The organism is Stenotrophomonas sp. CFBP8980 (assembly GCF_034046095.1).
GTDB classification, from domain to species: Bacteria; Pseudomonadota; Gammaproteobacteria; order Xanthomonadales; family Xanthomonadaceae; genus Stenotrophomonas; species Stenotrophomonas lacuserhaii.
In genome coordinates this window covers 470,158-489,121 of record NZ_JAXCXF010000002.1, presented here as the reverse complement: position 1 = coordinate 489,121, position 18,964 = coordinate 470,158, and the positions used below count along the sequence as shown (strand labels likewise).

At 67.8% G+C, this 18,964-nt stretch carries 15 protein-coding genes; 3 read left to right on the top strand and 12 right to left on the bottom strand.

Going from position 1 to position 18,964, the window contains the following annotated elements; all coding sequences use genetic code 11:
* Positions 1 to 108 precede the first annotated feature (108 nt).
* Genes SOM47_RS08335 through pilG form a run of 4 tightly spaced genes read right to left on the bottom strand, consistent with a single transcriptional unit; the run spans position 109 to position 3,504 of the window.
* Positions 109 to 2,145, bottom strand: a complete 2,037-nt coding sequence (locus SOM47_RS08335) for a methyl-accepting chemotaxis protein (protein WP_192084017.1) — start codon at positions 2,143 to 2,145, stop codon at positions 109 to 111.
* Positions 2,146 to 2,191: 46 nt separating this feature from the next.
* Positions 2,192 to 2,722, bottom strand: a complete 531-nt coding sequence (locus SOM47_RS08330) for a chemotaxis protein CheW (protein WP_042614340.1) — start codon at positions 2,720 to 2,722, stop codon at positions 2,192 to 2,194.
* Positions 2,722 to 3,084 (bottom strand): response regulator, encoded by a 363-nt coding sequence (locus SOM47_RS08325; RefSeq protein ID WP_057508185.1) that lies wholly within the window; start codon positions 3,082 to 3,084, stop codon positions 2,722 to 2,724. Before SOM47_RS08325 ends, SOM47_RS08330 begins: the two co-directional genes overlap by 1 nt.
* An 18-nt stretch (positions 3,085 to 3,102) precedes the next feature.
* Positions 3,103 to 3,504 (bottom strand): twitching motility response regulator PilG, encoded by a 402-nt coding sequence (pilG, locus tag SOM47_RS08320; protein ID WP_042614342.1) that lies wholly within the window; start codon positions 3,502 to 3,504, stop codon positions 3,103 to 3,105.
* Positions 3,505 to 3,730: 226 nt separating this feature from the next.
* On the opposite strand from pilG, the gene gshB reads away from it, so the two are divergent.
* Both gshB and SOM47_RS08310 read left to right on the top strand, forming a co-directional pair.
* Positions 3,731 to 4,681 (top strand): glutathione synthase, encoded by a 951-nt coding sequence (gene gshB, locus SOM47_RS08315; RefSeq protein WP_320505303.1) that lies wholly within the window; start codon positions 3,731 to 3,733, stop codon positions 4,679 to 4,681.
* Positions 4,678 to 5,556, top strand: coding sequence for an energy transducer TonB (locus tag SOM47_RS08310; protein WP_320505302.1), 879 nt, complete (start codon positions 4,678 to 4,680; stop codon positions 5,554 to 5,556). Before gshB ends, SOM47_RS08310 begins: the two co-directional genes overlap by 4 nt.
* A 542-nt stretch (positions 5,557 to 6,098) precedes the next feature.
* Here the strand turns inward: SOM47_RS08310 and tsaB are convergent.
* From tsaB to SOM47_RS08275, 7 genes are all read right to left on the bottom strand, one after another.
* Positions 6,099 to 6,803, bottom strand: coding sequence for a tRNA (adenosine(37)-N6)-threonylcarbamoyltransferase complex dimerization subunit type 1 TsaB (gene tsaB / locus SOM47_RS08305; RefSeq protein WP_320505301.1), 705 nt, complete (start codon positions 6,801 to 6,803; stop codon positions 6,099 to 6,101).
* An 11-nt stretch (positions 6,804 to 6,814) separates the two neighbouring features.
* A complete protein-coding gene (gene yoaA, locus SOM47_RS08300; protein WP_320505300.1) occupies positions 6,815 to 8,851 on the bottom strand; it encodes a DNA repair helicase YoaA in 2,037 nt (678 codons plus the stop codon).
* Between the two features lie 518 nt (positions 8,852 to 9,369).
* Positions 9,370 to 9,897, bottom strand: coding sequence for a hypothetical protein (locus tag SOM47_RS08295; RefSeq protein WP_042615217.1), 528 nt, complete (start codon positions 9,895 to 9,897; stop codon positions 9,370 to 9,372).
* A 4-nt stretch (positions 9,898 to 9,901) separates the two neighbouring features.
* The gene (gene mrcB / locus SOM47_RS08290; RefSeq protein ID WP_320505299.1) at positions 9,902 to 12,328 is read right to left on the bottom strand and encodes a penicillin-binding protein 1B; all 2,427 of its coding nucleotides are present in this window, start codon (positions 12,326 to 12,328) and stop codon (positions 9,902 to 9,904) included.
* 112 nt (positions 12,329 to 12,440) lie between these two features.
* Positions 12,441 to 13,412 (bottom strand): glycosyltransferase family 2 protein, encoded by a 972-nt coding sequence (locus SOM47_RS08285; protein WP_320505298.1) that lies wholly within the window; start codon positions 13,410 to 13,412, stop codon positions 12,441 to 12,443.
* Between the two features lie 71 nt (positions 13,413 to 13,483).
* Positions 13,484 to 15,046 carry a membrane protein gene (locus SOM47_RS08280; RefSeq protein WP_042615214.1) on the bottom strand — a complete coding sequence of 521 codons (1,563 nt, stop codon included), beginning with the start codon at positions 15,044 to 15,046 and terminating at the stop codon, positions 13,484 to 13,486.
* Positions 15,047 to 15,076: 30 nt separating this feature from the next.
* Positions 15,077 to 17,233: a RelA/SpoT family protein gene (locus SOM47_RS08275; RefSeq protein ID WP_320505297.1), complete on the bottom strand. Its 2,157-nt coding sequence runs from the start codon at positions 17,231 to 17,233 to the stop codon at positions 15,077 to 15,079.
* Between the two features lie 141 nt (positions 17,234 to 17,374).
* Between SOM47_RS08275 and SOM47_RS08270 the strand changes: the two genes are divergently transcribed.
* Entirely contained in the window at positions 17,375 to 17,887 is a 513-nt protein-coding gene (locus SOM47_RS08270) for a hypothetical protein (protein ID WP_042615213.1), read from the top strand.
* Positions 17,888 to 17,940: 53 nt separating this feature from the next.
* Here SOM47_RS08270 and SOM47_RS08265 read toward each other — a convergent pair whose 3' ends face one another.
* Entirely contained in the window at positions 17,941 to 18,837 is an 897-nt protein-coding gene (locus SOM47_RS08265; RefSeq protein WP_042615212.1) for a trypsin-like serine protease, read from the bottom strand.
* Positions 18,838 to 18,964: the final 127 nt, after the last annotated feature.

Here is an 18,964-nt window from a genome sequence, read left to right as displayed (position 1 = left end):
CGGACTCCGGTCGCCAGCGAACGCATGCCGCGCGGGGCATGGCATGCAGTGTGGCGGAAATAGTGACGATGCTTCATCAGGTAATCCTTGCTTCCCCGTACTGCCGGCTTACGCCGGCAGCTTGAAGTCGGCGACCGAGCGGCGAAGGTCGGCGGCCAGCTGTGCCAGGTGGCCGATCGATTCGGCGGTCTGCCCCGCACCCTGCGAGGTCTGGCCGGTGATCTGCCGGATCACGCCCATGGTATGGGTGATGTCCGACGCGGCCGAGGACTGCTGCTGGGCGGCCACGGAGATGTTCTTGATGAGGTTGTTGAGGGCGTTGGACACGCGCTCGATCTCGGTCAGCGCGGTGCCGGCGTCCTCGGCCAGGCGTGCACCGGACACCACCTCGGCGGTGGTCTGCTCCATCGAGGTGACTGCTTCGTTGGTATCGGCCTGGATGGCCTGCACCAGGCCTTCGATGCGTCGCGTCGCGCCGGAGGTGCGTTCTGCCAGGCGCTGCACTTCGTCGGCCACCACGGCAAAACCGCGACCGGCTTCGCCTGCCGAAGCGGCCTGCACCGCCGCGTTCAACGCCAGGATGTTGGTCTGCTCGGAAATGTCGTTGATCAGTTCCACGATCGAGCCGATTTCCTGCGAGGACTCACCCAGTCGCTTGATGCGCTTGGACGTTTCCTGGATCTGGTCGCGGATCTGGTCCATGCCCTGGATGGTTTCGCGCACCACGCCGGCACCTTCTGCAGCGATGACCACCGAGCGCTGCGCCACTTCAGCAGACTCGGAGGAGTTACGCGACACCTGTTCAATGCTTGCCGCGATCTCGCCGATGCGGTCCGAGGCGGTGGTGATCTGGTTGGCCTGGTGGCCTGCCGCTTCGGCCAGCTGCATCGCGGTGGCCTGGGTTTCCTGGGTGGACACGGCGACCTTGGCCGAGGTGTCGTTGATGGTGGTCACCAGGTGGCGCAGCTCGTCGACGGCGTAGTTGATGGCGTCTGCGATGGCGCCGGTCATGTCTTCGGTCACCGACGCTTTCACCGTCAGGTCGCCCTCACCGAGCGAGCTGATTTCATCCAGCAGCCGCATGATGGCCTGCTGGTTACGGCTGTTGAATTCCACCTGCGTCTGGTAACGCAGTTCCTGCTCGCGCGAACGTCCGCGCACCGAAGTGCTGACGAAGCCGATGATCGCGATCAGCGACAGCGCGCCGGACACCACGCCGATCCAGAAGTTGGGGAACAGCCGCGTATCGCTGGCCGAGCCGAAGGAAGAGAACGCGTTGAACAGGCCCTTGCTGTCGGCCAGCATGTCCGACGAACCGGCGGTCAGGCTGGCGGCCGCGGCCTGCGCGGCGAACAGCTGGCGTGAGCTGGCCAGGATCGCGTCGGCGTCGGTCTTCATCGCCGTCCACTGCTGCTGGGACTGCTCCAGCGCGGCCAGCGCGGCGGCGCCACGTACCGCGGCGATGCCCATGTCTTCGTTACCGTTGCGCAGGCCGTCCAGCACCTGGCTGAACACGGTGATGTCGCGGGCCAGTGCATCGCCGGCGCCGGCGGCACCAGAGCCACCGGCGCGGATTTCAGTGACCCGGCGCGCCATCGTGCCGGCGACCACGACCTGCTGCAGCGCGCTGTAGATCTGCGCCGACGGTGCACCGGAGGCACTCATCGCGCGCACCACTTCGTTCAACTGGGCCTGCAGGCCCGGCACGGCACCGGTGAAGTTGTTCGCGTTGCCGGCCAGGGTCAGCACCGCCGGCTCACTGGACACCAGCTGGGCGGCACTCTTGGCCAACGGCTGCCAGGTCGCGACCAGCTTGCCGATCGGGGCGGACACGCCCGGTTCGGCGCCGTAGCGGCCCTGCAGGGTGGCCACGTTCTCGTCGATCGCGGTGCGGGTGGCCTTGAACGCGGTGAAGGCCTGCGCGTTGCCGGCCACTGCTTCTCGTCCCTGGTTGGCCAGCTGCTGCGACAGCACCTGCAGGTCGGCGGCCTTGGTGCTGGCGTCGGCCAGGCGGCTGCCCTGCCAGGTGGCCACGCCGGTGTTCAGGCCGAACAGCGCCATTGCCAGCAGCAGCAGGATCAACCACGCGTTGGTGCCACCCAGGCGCACCTTGGCCGCCTTGCTGGAATCGGAAGCAGTACTCATCGTTCAACCTCGATGTTCAATGCAATGCAGGAACGGAAGCCAGCGTTCAGGCCGCGGCTTGCCGGAATTCGGGAGTGCGCGACAGCAGCGAGAGCGAGAAAACGCCCCAGTCGTGGTCGTCGGCATGGAAGGCGCGTTCGACGAAGTGAGCGTAGCGCCCCTCGGCCAGTCCACCGGCCGCCACTTCCTGGTCCAGCTCGAAACTACGCTGGCCGTAAAGTTCGTCGATGGTCAGTGCCACATCGCCTCCGGCCTGGCGCATCACCAGCACGCGCTGGCCTTCCTGCTGCACCGTGCGCGCGCCTTCCAGGAACAGTTTCAGGTCGATCACCGGGAACAGGTTGCCGCGCAGGTTGCCCACGCCCAGCAGCCACGGCTGCGCGCATGGCACCGGCGTCACCGGTGGCATCGGCACGATTTCCACCACTTCGCGGAAGTCCGAGACCAGCCGGCGATGGCCGACGCGGTACCCCACGCCACGCCACAGGTCCTGGGCGAACTGGCGTTCCGGCAGCTGCACCGCATGGGCCAGGCTGCGGCGCTCATACGCTTCGAGGATGTCGAAGGGAGAGCGCATCAGGACACCAGCTCGTTGATCCGCGCGATCAGGTCTTCCTCGCGCGGCGGCTTGACGATGTAATCGGCCGCGCCCTGGCGCAGGCCCCAGGCCTTGTCGGTTTCCATCGCCTTGGTGCTGACGATGATCACCGGGATGTGCTTGGTGGCCGCGTCGCGGGCCAGTGCGCGGGTGGCCTGGAAGCCACTCATGCCCGGCAGCACGACGTCCATCAGCACCAGCTGCGGCAGCTGGCTGCGAACCAGCTCCAGCCCGGCTTCGGCGTTGTCTGCCTCTTCGACTTCATGCCCTGCCTTGCGCAGCCATTGGCTGAACACCGCACGGTCGGTCGGTGAATCCTCGATCAGGACGATACGAGCCATTTTGCCTTTCCCCCCTGGTCAGGCGTTGACGTATGTGCGGATGGCACCCAGCAGTTCTTCGCGCGTGAAAGGCTTGGTCAGGTACTGCTCCGAGCCGACGATGCGCCCGCGCGCCTTGTCGAACAGACCATCCTTGGACGACAGCATGATCACCGGCGTGGACTTGAACAGCTGGTTGCCCTTGATCAGCGCACAGGTCTGATAGCCGTCAAGACGCGGCATCATGATGTCCACGAAGATGATCTGCGGCTGCTGGTCTGCGATCTTGGCCAAGGCCTCGAAGCCGTCGGTGGCGGTCACCACCTCGCAGCCTTCGCGTTTCAGCAGCGTTTCCGCCGTCCTTCGAATGGTCTTCGAATCGTCGATGACCATCACCCGGAGTCCTGCAAGCTCCCCGCCCGCAGTCATGTTCTCAGTCATTACCGTTCCCCATGCGCGGCACTTCGGTCGGTGCCGCTGCGAAGGCGTATCTATATCGCACTTGCGTGACCGCCAGCAAGTTCGGCGACGACTTTCCCGCGTGAGGCCCGTCCGGCCGTGTTGCCGGATGCCGGGATCATGGGCCGCACGCACCGTTGCGCGCAGACAGGCGGGCACGCTGCGGGCGGAGCCGCTACCATCAGCACCTTGCCTGACAGGTGCCGCCATGCCGTTGAACGTCATCGTGGTGATGGACCCCATCGCCCATATCAAGATCGCCAAGGACACGACCTTCGCCATGCTGCTGGAAGGGCAGCGCCGAGGCCACGCATTGCACTACGTGAAGCCCGGCGGGTTGAGCCTGGACAACGGCCGCGCCGTCGCCCTCACCGCCCCGCTGCAGGTGCGCGACGACCCGGCCGACTGGTACACCCTGGGTGAATTCAGCCAGACGGTGTTCGGCCCCGGACAGGTCGTGCTGATGCGCAAGGATCCGCCGGTGGATGCCGAGTTCATTTACGACACCCAGGTGCTTGACGTGGCGGCCATGGCCGGCGCACGGGTGGTCAACAATCCGCAGGGACTGCGCGATTACAACGAGAAACTGGCCGCCCTGCTGTTCCCGCAGTGCTGCCCGCCCACCCTGGTCAGCCGCGACGCCAAGGCGCTGAAGGCCTTCGTGCTGGAACACGGCCAGGCCGTGCTGAAGCCGCTGGACGGCATGGGCGGACGCTCGATCTTCCGCAGCGGCACCGGCGATCCAAACCTCAACGTCATCCTGGAAACGCTGACCGACGGCGACCGCAAGCTGACCCTGGCGCAGAAGTTCATCCCGGACATCACCGCCGGCGACAAGCGCATCCTGCTGGTGGACGGCGTGCCGGTGGATTACTGCTTGGCGCGGATTCCGCAGGGCGATGAATTCCGCGGCAACCTGGCCGCCGGCGGACGCGGCGAAGGCCGCCCGCTGAGCGAGCGTGACCGCTGGATCGCAGCCCAGGTGGGCCCGGAGATGAAGCGGCGTGGCATGCGTTTCGTCGGCCTGGACGTGATCGGCGATTACCTCACCGAGGTCAATGTGACCAGCCCGACCTGCGTGCGTGAACTGGACGCGCAGTACGGCCTGAACATCGCCGGCCAGCTGTTCGATGCCATCGAGGCCGACCTGCCGCGATGAGCGCGATGGTTTCCCCCGGTGCCGGCGGCCGCGAATCACAGCGGCTCGGCGCGACCCTGGCCCTGTCCGTCGCCCTGCACGCCCTGCTGATCCTGGGCGTGGGGTTCGCGGTGCGCGGCGACGCCCCGCTGGTGCCGACGCTGGACGTGATCTTCACCCAGACCCAGACCGCGCTGACGCCCAAGCAGGCTGATTTCCTGGCCGCCGCCAGCCAGGTCGGCGGCGGCGAGCACGACAAGGCGCTGCGCCCGCGCGAGAGCCAGACCGGCGTGGTGCCGCAGGCATTGCCCGGCAGCAGCCCGGTACCGCAGCAACGCCAGGATGCCGCCGCCCCGCCGCCGCCGCAGTCGCGGGTGGTCAGCAGCCGCAATGGCGAAGAGCAGGTCGTGCGGGCCCAGCAGCAGCCGATGCCCGAACAGCCGCGCCCGGATGCGCCGCTGGACGCGCGCGAGCAGCGCGATGCCGAGATGGCCCGGCTCGCCGCCGAGGTGCATCTGCGTTCGGCGCAGTATGCCAAGCGGCCCAACCGCAAGTTCGTTTCCGCCAGCACCCGCGAGTACGCCTGGGCCAATTACCTGCGCGCCTGGGTGGACCGGGCCGAGCGCGTAGGCAACCTGAACTATCCCGATGAAGCGCGCCAGCGCCGGTTAAGCGGACAGGTGGTGATCACCGTGGGTGTGCGCCGCGATGGCAGCGTGGAAAGCGCGCGCATCCTGCGCTCCAGCGGGACCCCGCTGCTGGACGAGGCGGCGCTGCGCGTGGTGCGGCTGGCGCAGCCGTTCCCGGCGCTGCCGCAGACCAAGGACGACGTGGACATCCTGCAGGTGACCCGCACCTGGGCGTTCCTGCCCGGTGGCGAACTGCGCGACGACTGAGGGTGTGTGGGGGTGCCGGGCTGCGCCCGGCGCCTGCTTTTTTCGAGCAACGTCAACGTCAACGTCAACGTCAACGTCAACGTCAACAGCTGCGGGGCTGGTTGTGGGCGGGACGGGGTGGGTTCGTGGGAATCGCCGCAAGTACGTCCATGTAGGCTCGCCATCCGCATCCATGCGGATGAGCGTTCCCTCGAACCCACCCCGCCCCACCTTTGACAGGTCCATGGCGGCCATGGAACCTGCGGCTCTGGTAGCGCCGACCCATGGTCGGCGGATGGTGGGGGAATGAGGTCTGATGGGTTTCGCCGACCATGGGTCGGCGCTACCGCTTTTCTATTTCTTTATTACGCGGCTGGCGGCCCCCGGGAACCTGTCAGGGGCCGGGCGGTGGGGCTGGGCGGGGGCGTTGAGCGCCATGGATGGCGCGAAACGAGGCCCGCAGGATGCGGCTTCTGCCGTCCCCCGACCAGCCCCACCGCCCGGCCCAACCCAGCTGCGGCAACCAGCAGCCACCCGCGAGGGGGTCTTGCCCGTTCGCTACCTCAGCGCTGCTTGGACGCCCGCAACGACTGTTGCTCCACCAGCGTCAACGCCACGTTGTCGCGCAGGTAAGCCGGCTCCACCCGCTCCGGGGCGATCGCTTCGCCGCGCGCCAGCATCGGCAGGGCGATCGCCAGAACATCCGAAGCACGCGGCAAGGACGTGGCGTCCACGCTGCTCAACGCAGTACCCAGCTGCGCGACGATCGCGCCCTCGGCCGCGGCAAAGCCGGTGCCCACGCCGGCGCAGCGGATTCCCTCGGGCAGCACCACCGCCTGTGGCGGGCACACCCGCTCGGCATCCTGCAGCCGGGGCAAGCCGTCGACCTGCTGGTAGCGGGCCACGTACACCTCGCCCATCCGCGCATCGATGGCCGCCAGCACGTGGCCGGCGTCGGCCGGCGCGCGCATCGCCAGTGCCTGCAGCGTGGAAACCGGAACCAGCGGGCGATCCAGCGCCAGTGCAACGCCCTGCGCCAGCGCGATCGCCAGGCGTACGCCGGTGAACGCGCCAGGACCGCGGCCCAAGGCGATCGCATCAAGCTGCGAACGCGCGATGCCGGCCTCGGCGAGCAGTTCCTCCGCCCACGGCAGGGCCAGCTCGGCATGCCGGCGTGGCGCGATTTCGAACCGTTCGCGCACCTGCCCATCCACGTGGACGGCAACGGAACAGGCTTCGGTGGACAATTCAAAGGCGAGCAGTTTCATCGTTTCAATGTTCAGAACAGGGAGAGCGGCATACCGGGCGGCGGCACGTCGTCAGGAGCAGGCCCAGGCGCCGCCGGCAACCATTGTGGGGCAAAGAAGGCCTGTACATCGGCCAATGCGCGGGTGCGCCGGAACGGTGGCAGCGAGTCCAGGAAGATCCGGCCGTAGCCGCGGTTGAGCAGTCGCGGGTCGCACAGGACCAGCACGCCGCGGTCGGTCTCGCTGCGGATCAGGCGGCCGACGCCCTGCTTCAGCGCGATCACCGCCTGCGGCAGCTGCTCGTCGCGGAACGGGTTGCCCCCCTGGGTGCGGATTGCCTCCAGGCGCGCCTCGAACACCGGATCATCCGGTGCGGCGAAGGGCAGTTTGTCGATGACCACCACGCTCAGCGCATCACCGACCACGTCTACGCCCTCGCGGAAACTGGCCGATCCCAGCAGCACGCCGTTGCCGGATTCGCGGAAGCGCTGCAGCAGCGTCGCACGCGGCGCCTCGCCCTGTACGAACAATGGCCAAGGCCCACCGCGCAGCGCTTCGGCCGCCTCACGCAGCGCGCGATGCGATGCAAACAGCAGGAAGGCACGCCCGTGCGAAGCGTCCAGCACCGGCCGCAGAGTGGCAATCAGCGCGGTACCGAACCCGCGCGCAGCCGGATCCGGCAAGCCTTCGGGCAGGTAGCACAGCGCCTGGGTTGGCCAGTCGAACGGGCTCGGCTGGACCAGCGTGCGCGGGTCATCCAGTCCCAGGCGTTGGGTGACGTGGTCGAAGCCACCGCCCACGGTCAACGTAGCCGAGGTGAATATCCACGCCGCCAGCGTGCGTTGCCGGTGCTCGCGCAGTGGACCGGACACGTCCATCGGCGTGCGCTGGCAGCGGAATCCCCGCGGGGTGAGTTCGTACCACAGCACATCACCGGCTTCGCCCACCGCCGGGTCCGGCTCGGCATCGAAGTCCAGCAGCGGCGCGTCATCGCCCAGCCAGCGACCGAGCCGCGACACCGCCTCGCGCGCGCGCGCATGGCAGGCGTCCAGCCCGGAGGAGGCTTCGCGCAGGCCTTCCAGTCCCTGCAGCAGGGCATGCAGTGCACTCATCGCCGCATCGAAACCATCGCGTACCTGCGGCACCGCCAGCGCACGCCACTGCGTGCCGCGCGATGGCAGGCCGTCCATCGCGGTACGCAGGTCGATCAACGCGTGCTCCAGCGCCGAAACCGGCGCCTGCAAGGCGGCCTGCGCACCGGCCACACTGCGCGCTTCCAGCAGGCAGTCACGCGCCAGCTCCTGCCACGGACGCATGCCGAAGCCTTCCCCGAAGAACTGTGCCGCCAACTCAGGCAGCTGGTGGGCTTCATCGATGACGAACGCCTCCGCCCCTGGCAGCAGCTCGCCGAAGCCTTCCTGCTTCAAGGCCAGGTCGGCCAGCAGCAGGTGGTGGTTGACCACCACCACGTCCGCGGCCTGGGCGCGCTGGCGCGCCTGCACCACGAAGCAGTCATCGTAGTAGGCGCAGTCAGGGCCAAGGCAGTTGTCCACCGTGGAGGTGACCATCGGCAGCAGCGGAGAGTCGTCGGCCAATGCATCCAGTTCGGCCATGTCGCCATGCCGGGTACGCCCGGACCAGGCCAGGATGCGCTGGAACTCGGCCGCCTGCTGGGGCGAGCTGAAACGCGGCTCGCCGCGCGCCTGCTGCAGCCGGTAACGGCACAGGTAATTGGCGCGCCCCTTGAGCAACGCACTGCGGTGGCCGACGCCGAGCGCCTGCCGCACGCGCGGCAGGTCACGATGGTAAAGCTGGTCCTGCAGCGCGCGGGTACCAGTGGAGATGATGGTTTTCATCCCCGACAGCAGAACCGGCACCAGGTAGGCGTAGGTCTTGCCGGTGCCGGTGCCCGCCTCGGCCAGCAGCAGGTCGCGCTGCTGCAACGTTTCTGCAATCGCTTCGGTCAGGCACAGTTGCGCCGGGCGTGGCACGAACGCGTCCAGGTGGGAGGCGAGCGCCCCGCCCTGGCTCAGCGCCTCGCGGCTGGCATGGACAAGATCAGGCTTCATCAACGCTGACAGGATACCGGGTGGGGAGGGTTTTCGCCGGGCCGCGCCCGGCAGCGCAGAAGCCGAAGCGAACAGCTGGGGGTCTGTGTGTTGGCGGGACGGGGTGGGTTGGCGGGGGACGGCAAGGACTGCATCCATGCGGGCCTCGTTTCGCGCCATCCATGGCGCTCAACGCCCCCGCCAACCCACCCCGCCCCACCTTCGGCAGATCCATGGACGCCTTGGTAGCGCCGACCCATGGTCGGCGGCATGTTCCCGCCAACGGCCCGCTGCGCTCGCCGACCATGGGTCGGCGCTACCGCTTTTTCTCTCTTTCTTGCGCGGATGGCGGCACCCGGAAACTGTCAGGGGCCGGGTGGTGGGGCTGGGCGGGGGCGTTGAGCGCCATGGATGGCGCTCAACGAGGCCCGCAGGATGCGGCTTCTGCCGTCCCCCGACCAGCCCCACCGCCCGGCCCACTCCCAGCTGTGGCTTCAAATAACAGCCACCCGCGAGGGGGCCTAACCCGTTCGCCGACCTCAGTAGCGCATGATCGGCGGCACGGTGCAGCTGGCAATCTGCGCGTGCGCCGACACGGCGTTCTCTTTCTCGCCTCGCGCCAGGCGCGCCTGCTCGATCGTCGCCCAGTGACGACGGCACAGCGGACCGGTTTTCGATCCAAGCTGCAGGGCCTGGTGCGCGAACTGTTCGGCCGGGGCCCACTGGCCCTGCAGCAGCGCGATCTCGGCGCGCTCCTGTAGTACCGCCGGATCTTCAGCCACCAGGCCCAAGGCCTGGTCCAGGTGACCTGCGGCGGCATCCAGATCACCGCCCTGGCGCTGTGCCAGCGCAGACTGGCGCAGATCATCCACCTGCGGATCGCGCAGCGGCGCCACCGATACTTCCTTGTCATCGGGGCCTGCGGCGGCCTCGACGGCGGCCATGCGCTGGGCCGGCGTCGTGGTATCCACCGGTGCCACCACCGGCGGCGGCGCGCTGACACAGGCCGCCAGCGAGGCACTCAGTGCCAGCGCAACCAGGGACACACGCAGGGTACGGAATGTCATGGGGTCACCTCGGGGACGTCGAAGGCGCTGGCTGCGCCGAAGGTTCTGCGGGAGCATCCGGCTTGGGATCCAGGCCGAACCAGCTGCGCCAGCCGCCGCCCTGCTCGCCGCCTTCTTCCGGCAACGCGGCAGGCGGGGCACAGGACGCGTACGCCGGCGCGTAGCCGACCACGAACGGGAAGCGACGTGCGCCGGGACAGCCCTCATCGGTGGCGCCGGTTCCGGTGGCTTCAACGTACTGGTAGTCCAGACCCTTGTCACTGACCCGCAGCGGCGCGGTCGGCAGGCGCGAGAAGATGCCCGACCAGACCCGCATCGCGCCGGTGGCGCCGAACAGGCCGGTCTGCTCGTTCTGGTCGTTGCCCATCCACACCACCGCCAAGTGGTCACCGGTGTAGCCGGCATACCAGCTGTCACGGCCGTCATTGGAGGTGCCGGTCTTGCCGGCCGCCTGCAGGCGCGCCAGGCCATCGGCGTTCAGGCGCTGGGCAGTGCCGCTGGACACCACCTGCTGCAGGCCGATGCTGATCAGGTTGGCAGCAATCGAATCACCTTCCTGGGCAGGCGCCGGGGTCTTGTCGTAGCGCTTGAGCAGTTTGCCCTGCGGGTCCAGCACGCCGCGCACCGCATGCAGCGGCTGGATCTCACCACCGGATGCCAGGAACTGGTACAGCTGGGCCATCGCATACGGGCTCTGGTCGGTCGCGCCCAGGATCACCGCCGGATTCGGGTCGGCCTTTATCCCGGCCAGCACGTGGATGAGCTGGGTGACCCTCTCCGGACCCACCTGCATGCCAACCCGCACGGTGGCCTGGTTGTACGAATGGGCCAGCGCATCGACCAGCCGTACCGTGCCGTGGCTGCGGTTGTCCGCGTTGCCCGGCGACCAGTTGCGGTTGCGCCCGAGGTTCACGGTGACTGGTGAATCATCCACCCAGCTGGCCAGCGAGTAGCGATCCGGCTGGGCAAGCGCCAGCAGGTACACGAACGGCTTGAGCAGCGAGCCGACCTGGCGCTGCGCCTCGATGGCCCGGTTGAAGCCCGGCGCGGAAACATCACGGTTACCCACAACGGCCAACACGTCCCCGTTGTGCACGTCGGTCAATACAAGGCCGGCCTGGATCTCCGGCCTTTTCTTGTTCTCCAGCGATTTCACCGTGCGGGTGACCGCACCCTCGGCGTAAGCCTGTGCGGACGGCGCCATGCCACTCATCACGCTCATCCCTGCGCCCTGCAGCACCGACTCAGGATAATCGTGGCCGAGCTGGCGACGCACCAGGTCGATATAAGCCGGGAACCGGTTGGCCGCCACGATGCCGGGATTCTTTGGCACGCCCAGTGGCGCCTTCACCGCGCGCTGGTACTCCGCATCGTCGATCAGCGTGGCTTCGTGCAGCTTGCCCAGTACGAAATTGCGCCGGTCCAGTGCGCGCTCCGGATTGCGTCGCGGGTCGTAATAGGACGGCCCCTTGACCAGGCCGATCAGCAGCGCGATGTGTTCACTTTCCAGCGATGAAAGGTCGCGCCCGAACCAGAATTCGGCGCCCGAGGACATGCCATGGATGGCCTGGCTGCCGCGCTGCCCCAGATACACCTGGTTGAGGTAGGCCTCGAAAATGGTGCGCTTGTCATACCGCGCTTCCATGATCAGCGCGAACAGCACTTCGTTGAACTTGCGGGTGAGGGTCTGTTCCTTGCCGATGCCGAGCAGGCCGCTGCGTGCCAGCTGCTGGGTCAGCGTGGAAGCACCCTGCCGGCTCTGCCCACCGGACCGCACCGTCACCCACACCGCGCGGGCGATGCCGGACAGATCGATGCCATGGTGGCGGTTGAAGTCCTTGTCTTCCACCGCCTGCAGGCCGGTGACCAACAGGTCCGGCGCTTCTTCCATGCGGATCAGGCGGCGCTCTTCCTGCTTCTGCCCGTACAGCGTGGCGATGCGGGCCGGATCCAGGCGCGCGGCCTTCAGCGCCTTGCGCCCGTCGGCATCACGCAGCGAGGCGATGCTGCCGCCAGACAGCGTCAGCTCCACCCGTCGCGGCGCCACGCGCCCGTCCACATCGTTGTAACCACGACTGGAAATGGTGAAGCGCGAGCCCTTCACCGCGTAGGTCGCCGGCGCCTCGCCGACGCCGTCATCGCGATACGCCGACGCGGCCAGTTCGGTCTTCAGCGTGGCCGCGTCCATCGCCTTGCCCGGCAGCAGGACCAGCGGACGCGCGTACACCCGCGTGGGGATCTGCCAGCGCAGCTCCCCGAACCGCTGGGTGACCTGATGGTTCAGGTACACCGTATACGGGATCAGGAAGCCCAGCCCCAGCGCAACGGCGGCCATGCTCCAGGTGATCAACCGGCGGCGCCAGGGCGCAGGGCCGGTCTCGTTGTCGTCGTCGAGATCGTCGATGTCGTCGGAATCGTAGCGTCGGGGCACAGGCAGGGCGCGATATTTGAATGCGCCGAGTCTACCCCAGCCCCCGCGAACGCTGCCTGTTCCCGTCCGCGCGGTTGGGTTCAGTTCAAGCTGGCGGCGGCGTCGGGCAGGCTCAGCCGGGCAGTTCGCCGCTGCGGCCCAGCACGCCGTCGCGCAGTCCCTTGCACATGAACACCAGTCGCTGCCAACGCGCCGGAAGGAACAAGGTGTTGCCGATGAACTTGAGCACCAGTCGCGGCACATCCTGGGCGATCCATACCCGCGGGGTATAACCGCGGCGATACAGCAGCACCCGGTTGCGCATGATGAAGTACAGGCGGAACGGTTTGTGTACGATCACCCCGTCCTGCTTCACCCGTGAAGCGAGCAGCTGCTCACCGATGCTGTGCGCCATCTGCGCATCGCAGATGCCGTGCAGGGACAGCCCCGCACGCTTGGCACGAAAGCACCAGTCCAGGTCGATGTTGTCGATGAACAGCGCTTCGTCCATCGGTCCGATCCGCACCAGTGATTCCACCGGAACCAGCGAACCGGAGGTGATCAGAAAATCGCAGGACACCCGCTGGCCTGGCCCGCCGCGCAGTTTGCGGTTGAACGGAAATCCAAAGCGCACGAACGGCGCCAGCTCGCCGCTGCGCGCATCGCGGAACTGCGGCCCCACCGCCGCCACGTCACCGCCCTGCTGCAGCTCGACCAGCGCCGCACCCAGGGTGCGCACCATGCCTTCGGCCAGCACGCTGTCCTGGTCCATCAACAGCACATGCAGGAAACCCAGTTCGCGCGCGCGTTCGCAGGCCCGGTTCAACGCAGCGCCCAGGCCGACGTTGAGCGCCGATGGCATCACACTCACGCGGCGATGCCCTGCCAGCAGGCCGGCCACGTCCACCCCGCCGCTGCCGTTGTCGAACACCACCACGTGGCCCACCTGGGGAACCACGCTTGCCACTACCTGCTGCAGCAGCGCGGGATCCGGTCCATAGGTCACGATCACCGCGCACGTAGACTGTGCGTTGAAACGCGCGGCATATCCCTGTCCGTCCGCATTGCGGACCGCGTTTTCGGCAAGAGGGACAGCAGCAGGCATGGAAGACCGTGGCAGGTGGGTGCAGCGGCAGGACTATAGCGGACACGGCCAGCGGCCGACAGCGCAAGGGCTCAATGCGGAAGGCCGCCTGCCTGCAGGACCCGCGCTTCGAACGCAGGAAGTTCAGCAAGCGTGGGCTGCAATTGCCGGGCCTGAAGGGCGGCACGCGCTGCGAATCGGACATCTCCACTGCCGAGCCGTTCACTGCCGATCGCAACCCAGCGCAGGGCAAGGCGGTTGCGCGCCACCCCCAACCCAGGATCGGTCGGCGCCAGGGTCTGCCATGCCTGCAGGCAGGCGCCGGCGGCCTCCACCCGGTTCTGCCTCAGCGCATCTTCAAAGCAATGGCGGCTGGCCGGCAGCAGGCGCTTGGCCGCCGCAACCACGCGCCGGTCGTCCGGCGCGAGCGACTGCGCTTCGCGCAGCGCGTCGTAGGCGCTGGCACCGGGCGGGGCGATCAACTGTCCGCGCGCCTCGGCTTCGCCCAACTGTTCCAGCAGGCGCCCGAGCTGCTTCGTGCTGGCACCGGGACGCACACCGCTGCCGCGCTGTGACTGCCTTGCCAGGCGGGCACGCTCCACCTGCTGGCGGGCCGCCGTGAGTTCGCGCGAAGCTCCCTGCAGGCGTTGCGCATCGTCCAGTCGCGCCGCTGCCTCATCGAAGCGGTAATCCGCCGCCAGACGCTGGCCTTGCTTCAGCAACGCGGCCGCGAGGCGCCCGCGCTGGAGGGCAACGGCCGGATCTTCCCCCGCAGCGTCCAGCGCAGGTTGCAGCTGGGCCAGAGCAGCATCCAGCCGGCCACGCTGCAACTCACGGCCGGCCTGTCGCGCACGTGATTCCAGCGCGCGCGACAGCGCCTCCTGGCTGGCCGGAAGGTCGGCATGGCCGGGATCATAATCACGTGCCCGCCGTACCAGCCGGGCGGCCTGTTGCACATCGCCGCGCTCGCTGGCCGTGCGTGCACGCAGCAGTAGATCGCTGAGCGCGTCTTCACGCGCCTCCAGCGCCGCCACGTCCAGAGGACGCAGTTCGAGCACGCGCTGGAGCAGCGGCAGCGCATCCTCCGGGGTGTCGTCCAGCCGTCCGGCAGCCAGTGCCTGGCGCGCCTGACCCAGCAGCACGTCAAGCCCGGCGCCCGCTGCCTGCCGGTCGCGAAGCTGGCGCGCAAGGGCCTCGCTGGCCGGCTGTGGCACCTGCAGCTGCCGCGCCAACGCGAGCGCTTCGGCGGCCGAACCCAGGTCATCCCGGGCCAGCGCCTCCGCGCCCAACCGCAGCGCCGCCTTGCCGGTCCGCGCCAAGCCCTCGCGTGCCTGGCTGCGGTCGCCATCCAGCGCGAGCGCAGCCTGGAAATACTCACGCGCGCCGCTGCCATCGTCTGCGCTCAGCCGACCGGCCAGCAACGCGTGATCTCCCTGCTCCAGCAACTGCTGGATGCGCGGCTCATCCCAGAACCAATCGGCCAGCGGCTTGCGCAGCAGGATCAGGGTGAGGAACAGCACGACGGCAGCCAGCAGCGCCCAACGCCAGATCCTGCGCGTGTGCCGTGCCTGCAGCCACCACCAGCGCCCTTCCTGGCGTACGCGCTGCAGCGCATCGTGTCCCTGCCCGCCTGCGCGACGCGAATTCCTTTCCATGTGCGAAGACTAGCCCGGATGACGTGAAGTTCAGCCCAGCCTGCGGACCTGGCTGACGCCAGGCAGCGCATCCATCTTGCCCAGGAGCGCGGAGAGCTGGTCGAAGTCGCTGACTTTCAGCCGCAGGCGCAGGTGGGCCTGGCCACTGTTGCGGACGTTGTCGCTGTGGATGTCCAGCACATAGGCCTCTTCCTGCGCGATCAGGTTGGTGATGTCCTTCAGCAGCCAACGCCGGTCCACTGCATCGATCACCACATCCACCTCATAGCCGCTGCCCGCCTGGCCCCATTCCACCGGCAGGATGCGCTGCGGACTGGCTGCCGACAGGCGTGCCAGCGATGGGCAATCGGCGCGGTGCACGGTCACCCCGCGGGTACGCGTGAGGTAACCCACGATGGGTTCGCCGGACACCGGCTGGCAGCAACGCGCCAACTGAACCAGCAGGTTGCCCACGCCCTGCACGGTGAACTTGCTCTTGCCCAGGCCCTCGCGGCGTGCCGTCGGACGTGGCAGGGCCGGCGGCGCAGGGGGCTGGCTGGCGGCACGTTCGGCCTCCAGGAGTGCCCGGCTGACCTGGTTGGGGCCGGTGTCGCCCAGAGCCACCTGGATGTACAGGTCGTCCGCACTGTCGGCATGGAATTTCTTCAGCACCGTGGAAAGATCAGCCTGCGCCAGGCCCAGGCGTTTCAGCTCCCGGTCCAGCAGCTCGCGGCCGGCCTGCACGTTGCGCGCGCGATCCAGCTTGTGGAACCAGTTGCGCACCTTCTCGCGTGATCGATTGCTGGCGAGGTAACCGTTGGCCGGCAACAGCCAGTCGCGCCGCGGGTCGGCCTCCTTGGCAGTCAGGATCTCCACCCGATCACCGCTGCGCAGCCGATAGGTCAGCGGCACGATGCGGCCGTTGATCTTCGCTCCACGGCACCGATGCCCGACCATGGTGTGCACGTGGTAGGCGAAATCCAGCGGCGTGGCGCCCTGTGGCAGGTCCATCACCTCGCCCTTGGGACTGAGCGCATACACCCGGTCCTCGGTGAGCTCGGCATCCAGCGCACCGGCCAGTCCACTCGCCGAAGCTTCCTGTGCCTGCTCCAGCAGCTGCCGCATCCAGGTGATCTTGCGGTCGAACGCCTTCTCGCCGCCCTTGCCGCCTTCCTTGTACTTCCAGTGGGCGGCCACGCCGAGTTCGGCCTGCGCATGCATTTCATGGGTGCGGATCTGCACCTCGATCGTGCGCCCTTCCGGCCCGACCACGGCGGTATGCAACGATCGGTAGTCGTTGGCCTTGGGGCGGGCGATGTAATCGTCGAATTCGCTTGGCACCGGCGCCCACAGTGCATGCACCACACCCAGCGCGGCATAGCAGGCGCCCACATCGTCGACCATCACCCGCACCGCGCGGATATCGTACAGCTGGTCGAAAGACAGGCGCTTCTTCTGCATCTTCCGCCAGATGCTGTAGATGTGTTTCGGTCGGCCACTGACTTCGGCGTTGATGCCATTGGCCGCCAGGTCACGCGACAGCAGTTTCTTGACGTTCTCCACGTAGCGTTCGCGCGCAACGCGGGTCTCATCCACTTCGCGTGCGATGCGCCGGTAGGTATCCGGCTCCAGATGCCGGAACGCCAGGTCTTCCAGTTCCCATTTCAGCTGCCAGATACCCAGCCGGTTGGCCAGCGGCGCATGGATGTCACGGGTCAGCTGGGCCAGCGCGCGGCGCTGCTCTTCGTCGTCCAGCTTGTCCGCCGCGCGCATCCTCGCCAGCTGCCGGGCCAACAGCAGGGGCACCACGCGCAGGTCCTGGATGATCGCCAGCAGCAGCCGACGCAGGCCTTCGCTGTTGCGGCCCGCTTCGCGCCCGGCATGCAACGCCCATACCTGGTCTGCAGCATCCAGGCCGTCCAGCAGCCCGGTGACGGCGGCCGGGTTGGCCAGCGGCAGGCCGGCAACGCGGCCGCGCAATGCGGGTAGATCGAACAGCAGCGCGGCCACCAGCGAGCTTTCGTCGGCCGAGAGCAATGCCAAAGCGTCGAACGTATCGCCCAGTATCGACCAGTTGGCGTCGACCGTCTCGCCGTGGCCGACCTGGGTCCACGCTCCGAGCAATGCCTCGCGCAACGGTTCGTGGACCGCCGAGGCGGATGGGCGGTTCAACAGGGCATCCAGGCCAGGTACGGAAGCGCGGTTCACGACGATCACAGATAAGACGGGTACGACCTACACTAGCGCCGCACCCGTTCAGGAACAATCGTTGCGGCGACATCCGCGCCCCCATGTTCATTCCCGGCGCGGCTGTCCTACACTCGGCCCAATCCCCATGGAAACCACCCGATGACCTTGCCCTCGCCCCGCCTGCTTGCCTGCTCGCTGGCCCTGCTGGCCGTTTCGTTCTCGGCCTGGGCCCAGCGCACCGTGGAAGGTGACCTGCAGCAGCAGATGAGCCCGGCCGAATTCAAGGCCGCTGGACTGGAAAAACTGCAGCCGGCCGAGTTGGCCTCCCTGAATCGCTGGCTGCAGGGCAAGGTGGAAGCCGCGTCGGCCGCCGCCGTGCAGGTCGCGCGCGAAGAGGGCCGCAGGGCCGTCGTCGAAGAACACCGCGGCTTCTTCGACTTCGGCAGCCGCGAACCGATCACCAGCGTGCTGCCGGGCGAGTTCCGCGGCTTCTCCCAGGGCCGGGTGTATGTGTTGGCCAACGGCCAGCATTGGGAGCAGACCGACAGTGCCAATGTCGGCGGCGTGCGTCGGCAGGACCCGCAGGTCAGCATCGCCCCGTCGGTCAGCGGCGCCTGGTATCTGCAGATTCCCGGCGTGAACACCCGTGCCAAGGTGAAGCGGGTGAAGTGACGCCGCGCCGGGCCAGCGGGGTCCCGCAGGATCGGCTCACTATCGGCGGCCACTCAGTAGCGGACGAAGCGCGACAGGAAGAGATGGGTTTCCGGGTTGGACAGCCGGGTGTACACGCCGGGGTAACCTGTCATTGCGCAGCCGATTCCCCAGCTCACGATCCCGACCTGGACCGCCGGCCCGCCGTTCGGCGTGGTGGCGAACAGCGGTCCGCCGGAGTCACCCTGGCACGAATCACGCCCGGTCACACCGGCGCACACCTGGCGCTGGGGATCGAACATGTCCTCCGGCTCCGGGCCCGGGTAGGCGAACGAACACTCCCAAGGCGCCAATATCGGCACCTGCACCCACTGCAACTGCGTGGCGGGTTCGAAGTCATCACTGGACATGTTGCCCCAGCCGGCGGTCGTCAGCTGCGTGCCGGACCGTTCAAACACATCACTCCCCGGGCTGGGCAGTCGGATGATCGGTACGCCCGGAACGGATTCATCCAACAGGACGACGGCCGCATCGGTGCCGGAGCCGCCCTTGGGTGGCCAGTCGGGATGGACATATATCTGGAAATTGCCGCCCCCACGCGACACACGCCGTACAACGCCGCTGGTTGCGGCACCGAGATGGGCGCGGTTGATCACCAACACCAGGTCGGCCGGGTCGCGGTCCGGCTCGCCACGCGCGTACCCGTAAACGCAGTGCGCTGCAGTCAGCACGGCCGAGGGGCTGATCAGGGTGCCTCCGCAGAAGTGCTCGACTCCATCCAGTCCTGGCCGCTGAATCGAAACCATGAAAGGAAACTGGCCCTGCCGTGCATCCTGCCCGCCAATGATGGAAGGCTGCGCCAGCCGGTCGTCATCCGGTGCAGGCGCAGCCGCCGATGCGGACTCGAGGATCCCGCTCGCGCAGAACAGGCTGGCCAATGCGACGGGGAGGATGGATGGATGCGACTTCATGACAATCCCGGGTGAGCGTCGGCGGTTGTCCGACGCGTCCATGGGAAAGCAAAACACACCCTTCGTGCCTTGATCATCTGCACGGAATCGAGGTTATCAACGAAGATCACGTACTCAATAGGCATGA

Bases quoted from the DNA above. Each gene is read 5' to 3' on its own strand.
- SOM47_RS08285 (WP_320505298.1), bottom strand. From the start codon at position 13,412: ATGCCTGCTGCTGTCCCTCTTGCCGAAAACGCGGTCCGCAATGCGGAC.
- gshB (WP_320505303.1), top strand. From the start codon at position 3,731: ATGCCGTTGAACGTCATCGTGGTGATGGACCCCATCGCCCATATCAAG.
- pilG (WP_042614342.1), bottom strand. From the start codon at position 3,504: ATGACTGAGAACATGACTGCGGGCGGGGAGCTTGCAGGACTCCGGGTG.
- SOM47_RS08270 (WP_042615213.1), top strand. From the start codon at position 17,375: ATGACCTTGCCCTCGCCCCGCCTGCTTGCCTGCTCGCTGGCCCTGCTG.
- tsaB (WP_320505301.1), bottom strand. From the start codon at position 6,803: ATGAAACTGCTCGCCTTTGAATTGTCCACCGAAGCCTGTTCCGTTGCC.
- SOM47_RS08310 (WP_320505302.1), top strand. From the start codon at position 4,678: ATGAGCGCGATGGTTTCCCCCGGTGCCGGCGGCCGCGAATCACAGCGG.
- SOM47_RS08295 (WP_042615217.1), bottom strand. From the start codon at position 9,897: ATGACATTCCGTACCCTGCGTGTGTCCCTGGTTGCGCTGGCACTGAGT.
- SOM47_RS08280 (WP_042615214.1), bottom strand. From the start codon at position 15,046: ATGGAAAGGAATTCGCGTCGCGCAGGCGGGCAGGGACACGATGCGCTG.
- SOM47_RS08335 (WP_192084017.1), bottom strand. From the start codon at position 2,145: ATGAGTACTGCTTCCGATTCCAGCAAGGCGGCCAAGGTGCGCCTGGGT.
- SOM47_RS08330 (WP_042614340.1), bottom strand. From the start codon at position 2,722: ATGCGCTCTCCCTTCGACATCCTCGAAGCGTATGAGCGCCGCAGCCTG.
- SOM47_RS08325 (WP_057508185.1), bottom strand. From the start codon at position 3,084: ATGGCTCGTATCGTCCTGATCGAGGATTCACCGACCGACCGTGCGGTG.
- yoaA (WP_320505300.1), bottom strand. From the start codon at position 8,851: ATGAAGCCTGATCTTGTCCATGCCAGCCGCGAGGCGCTGAGCCAGGGC.
- SOM47_RS08265 (WP_042615212.1), bottom strand. From the start codon at position 18,837: ATGAAGTCGCATCCATCCATCCTCCCCGTCGCATTGGCCAGCCTGTTC.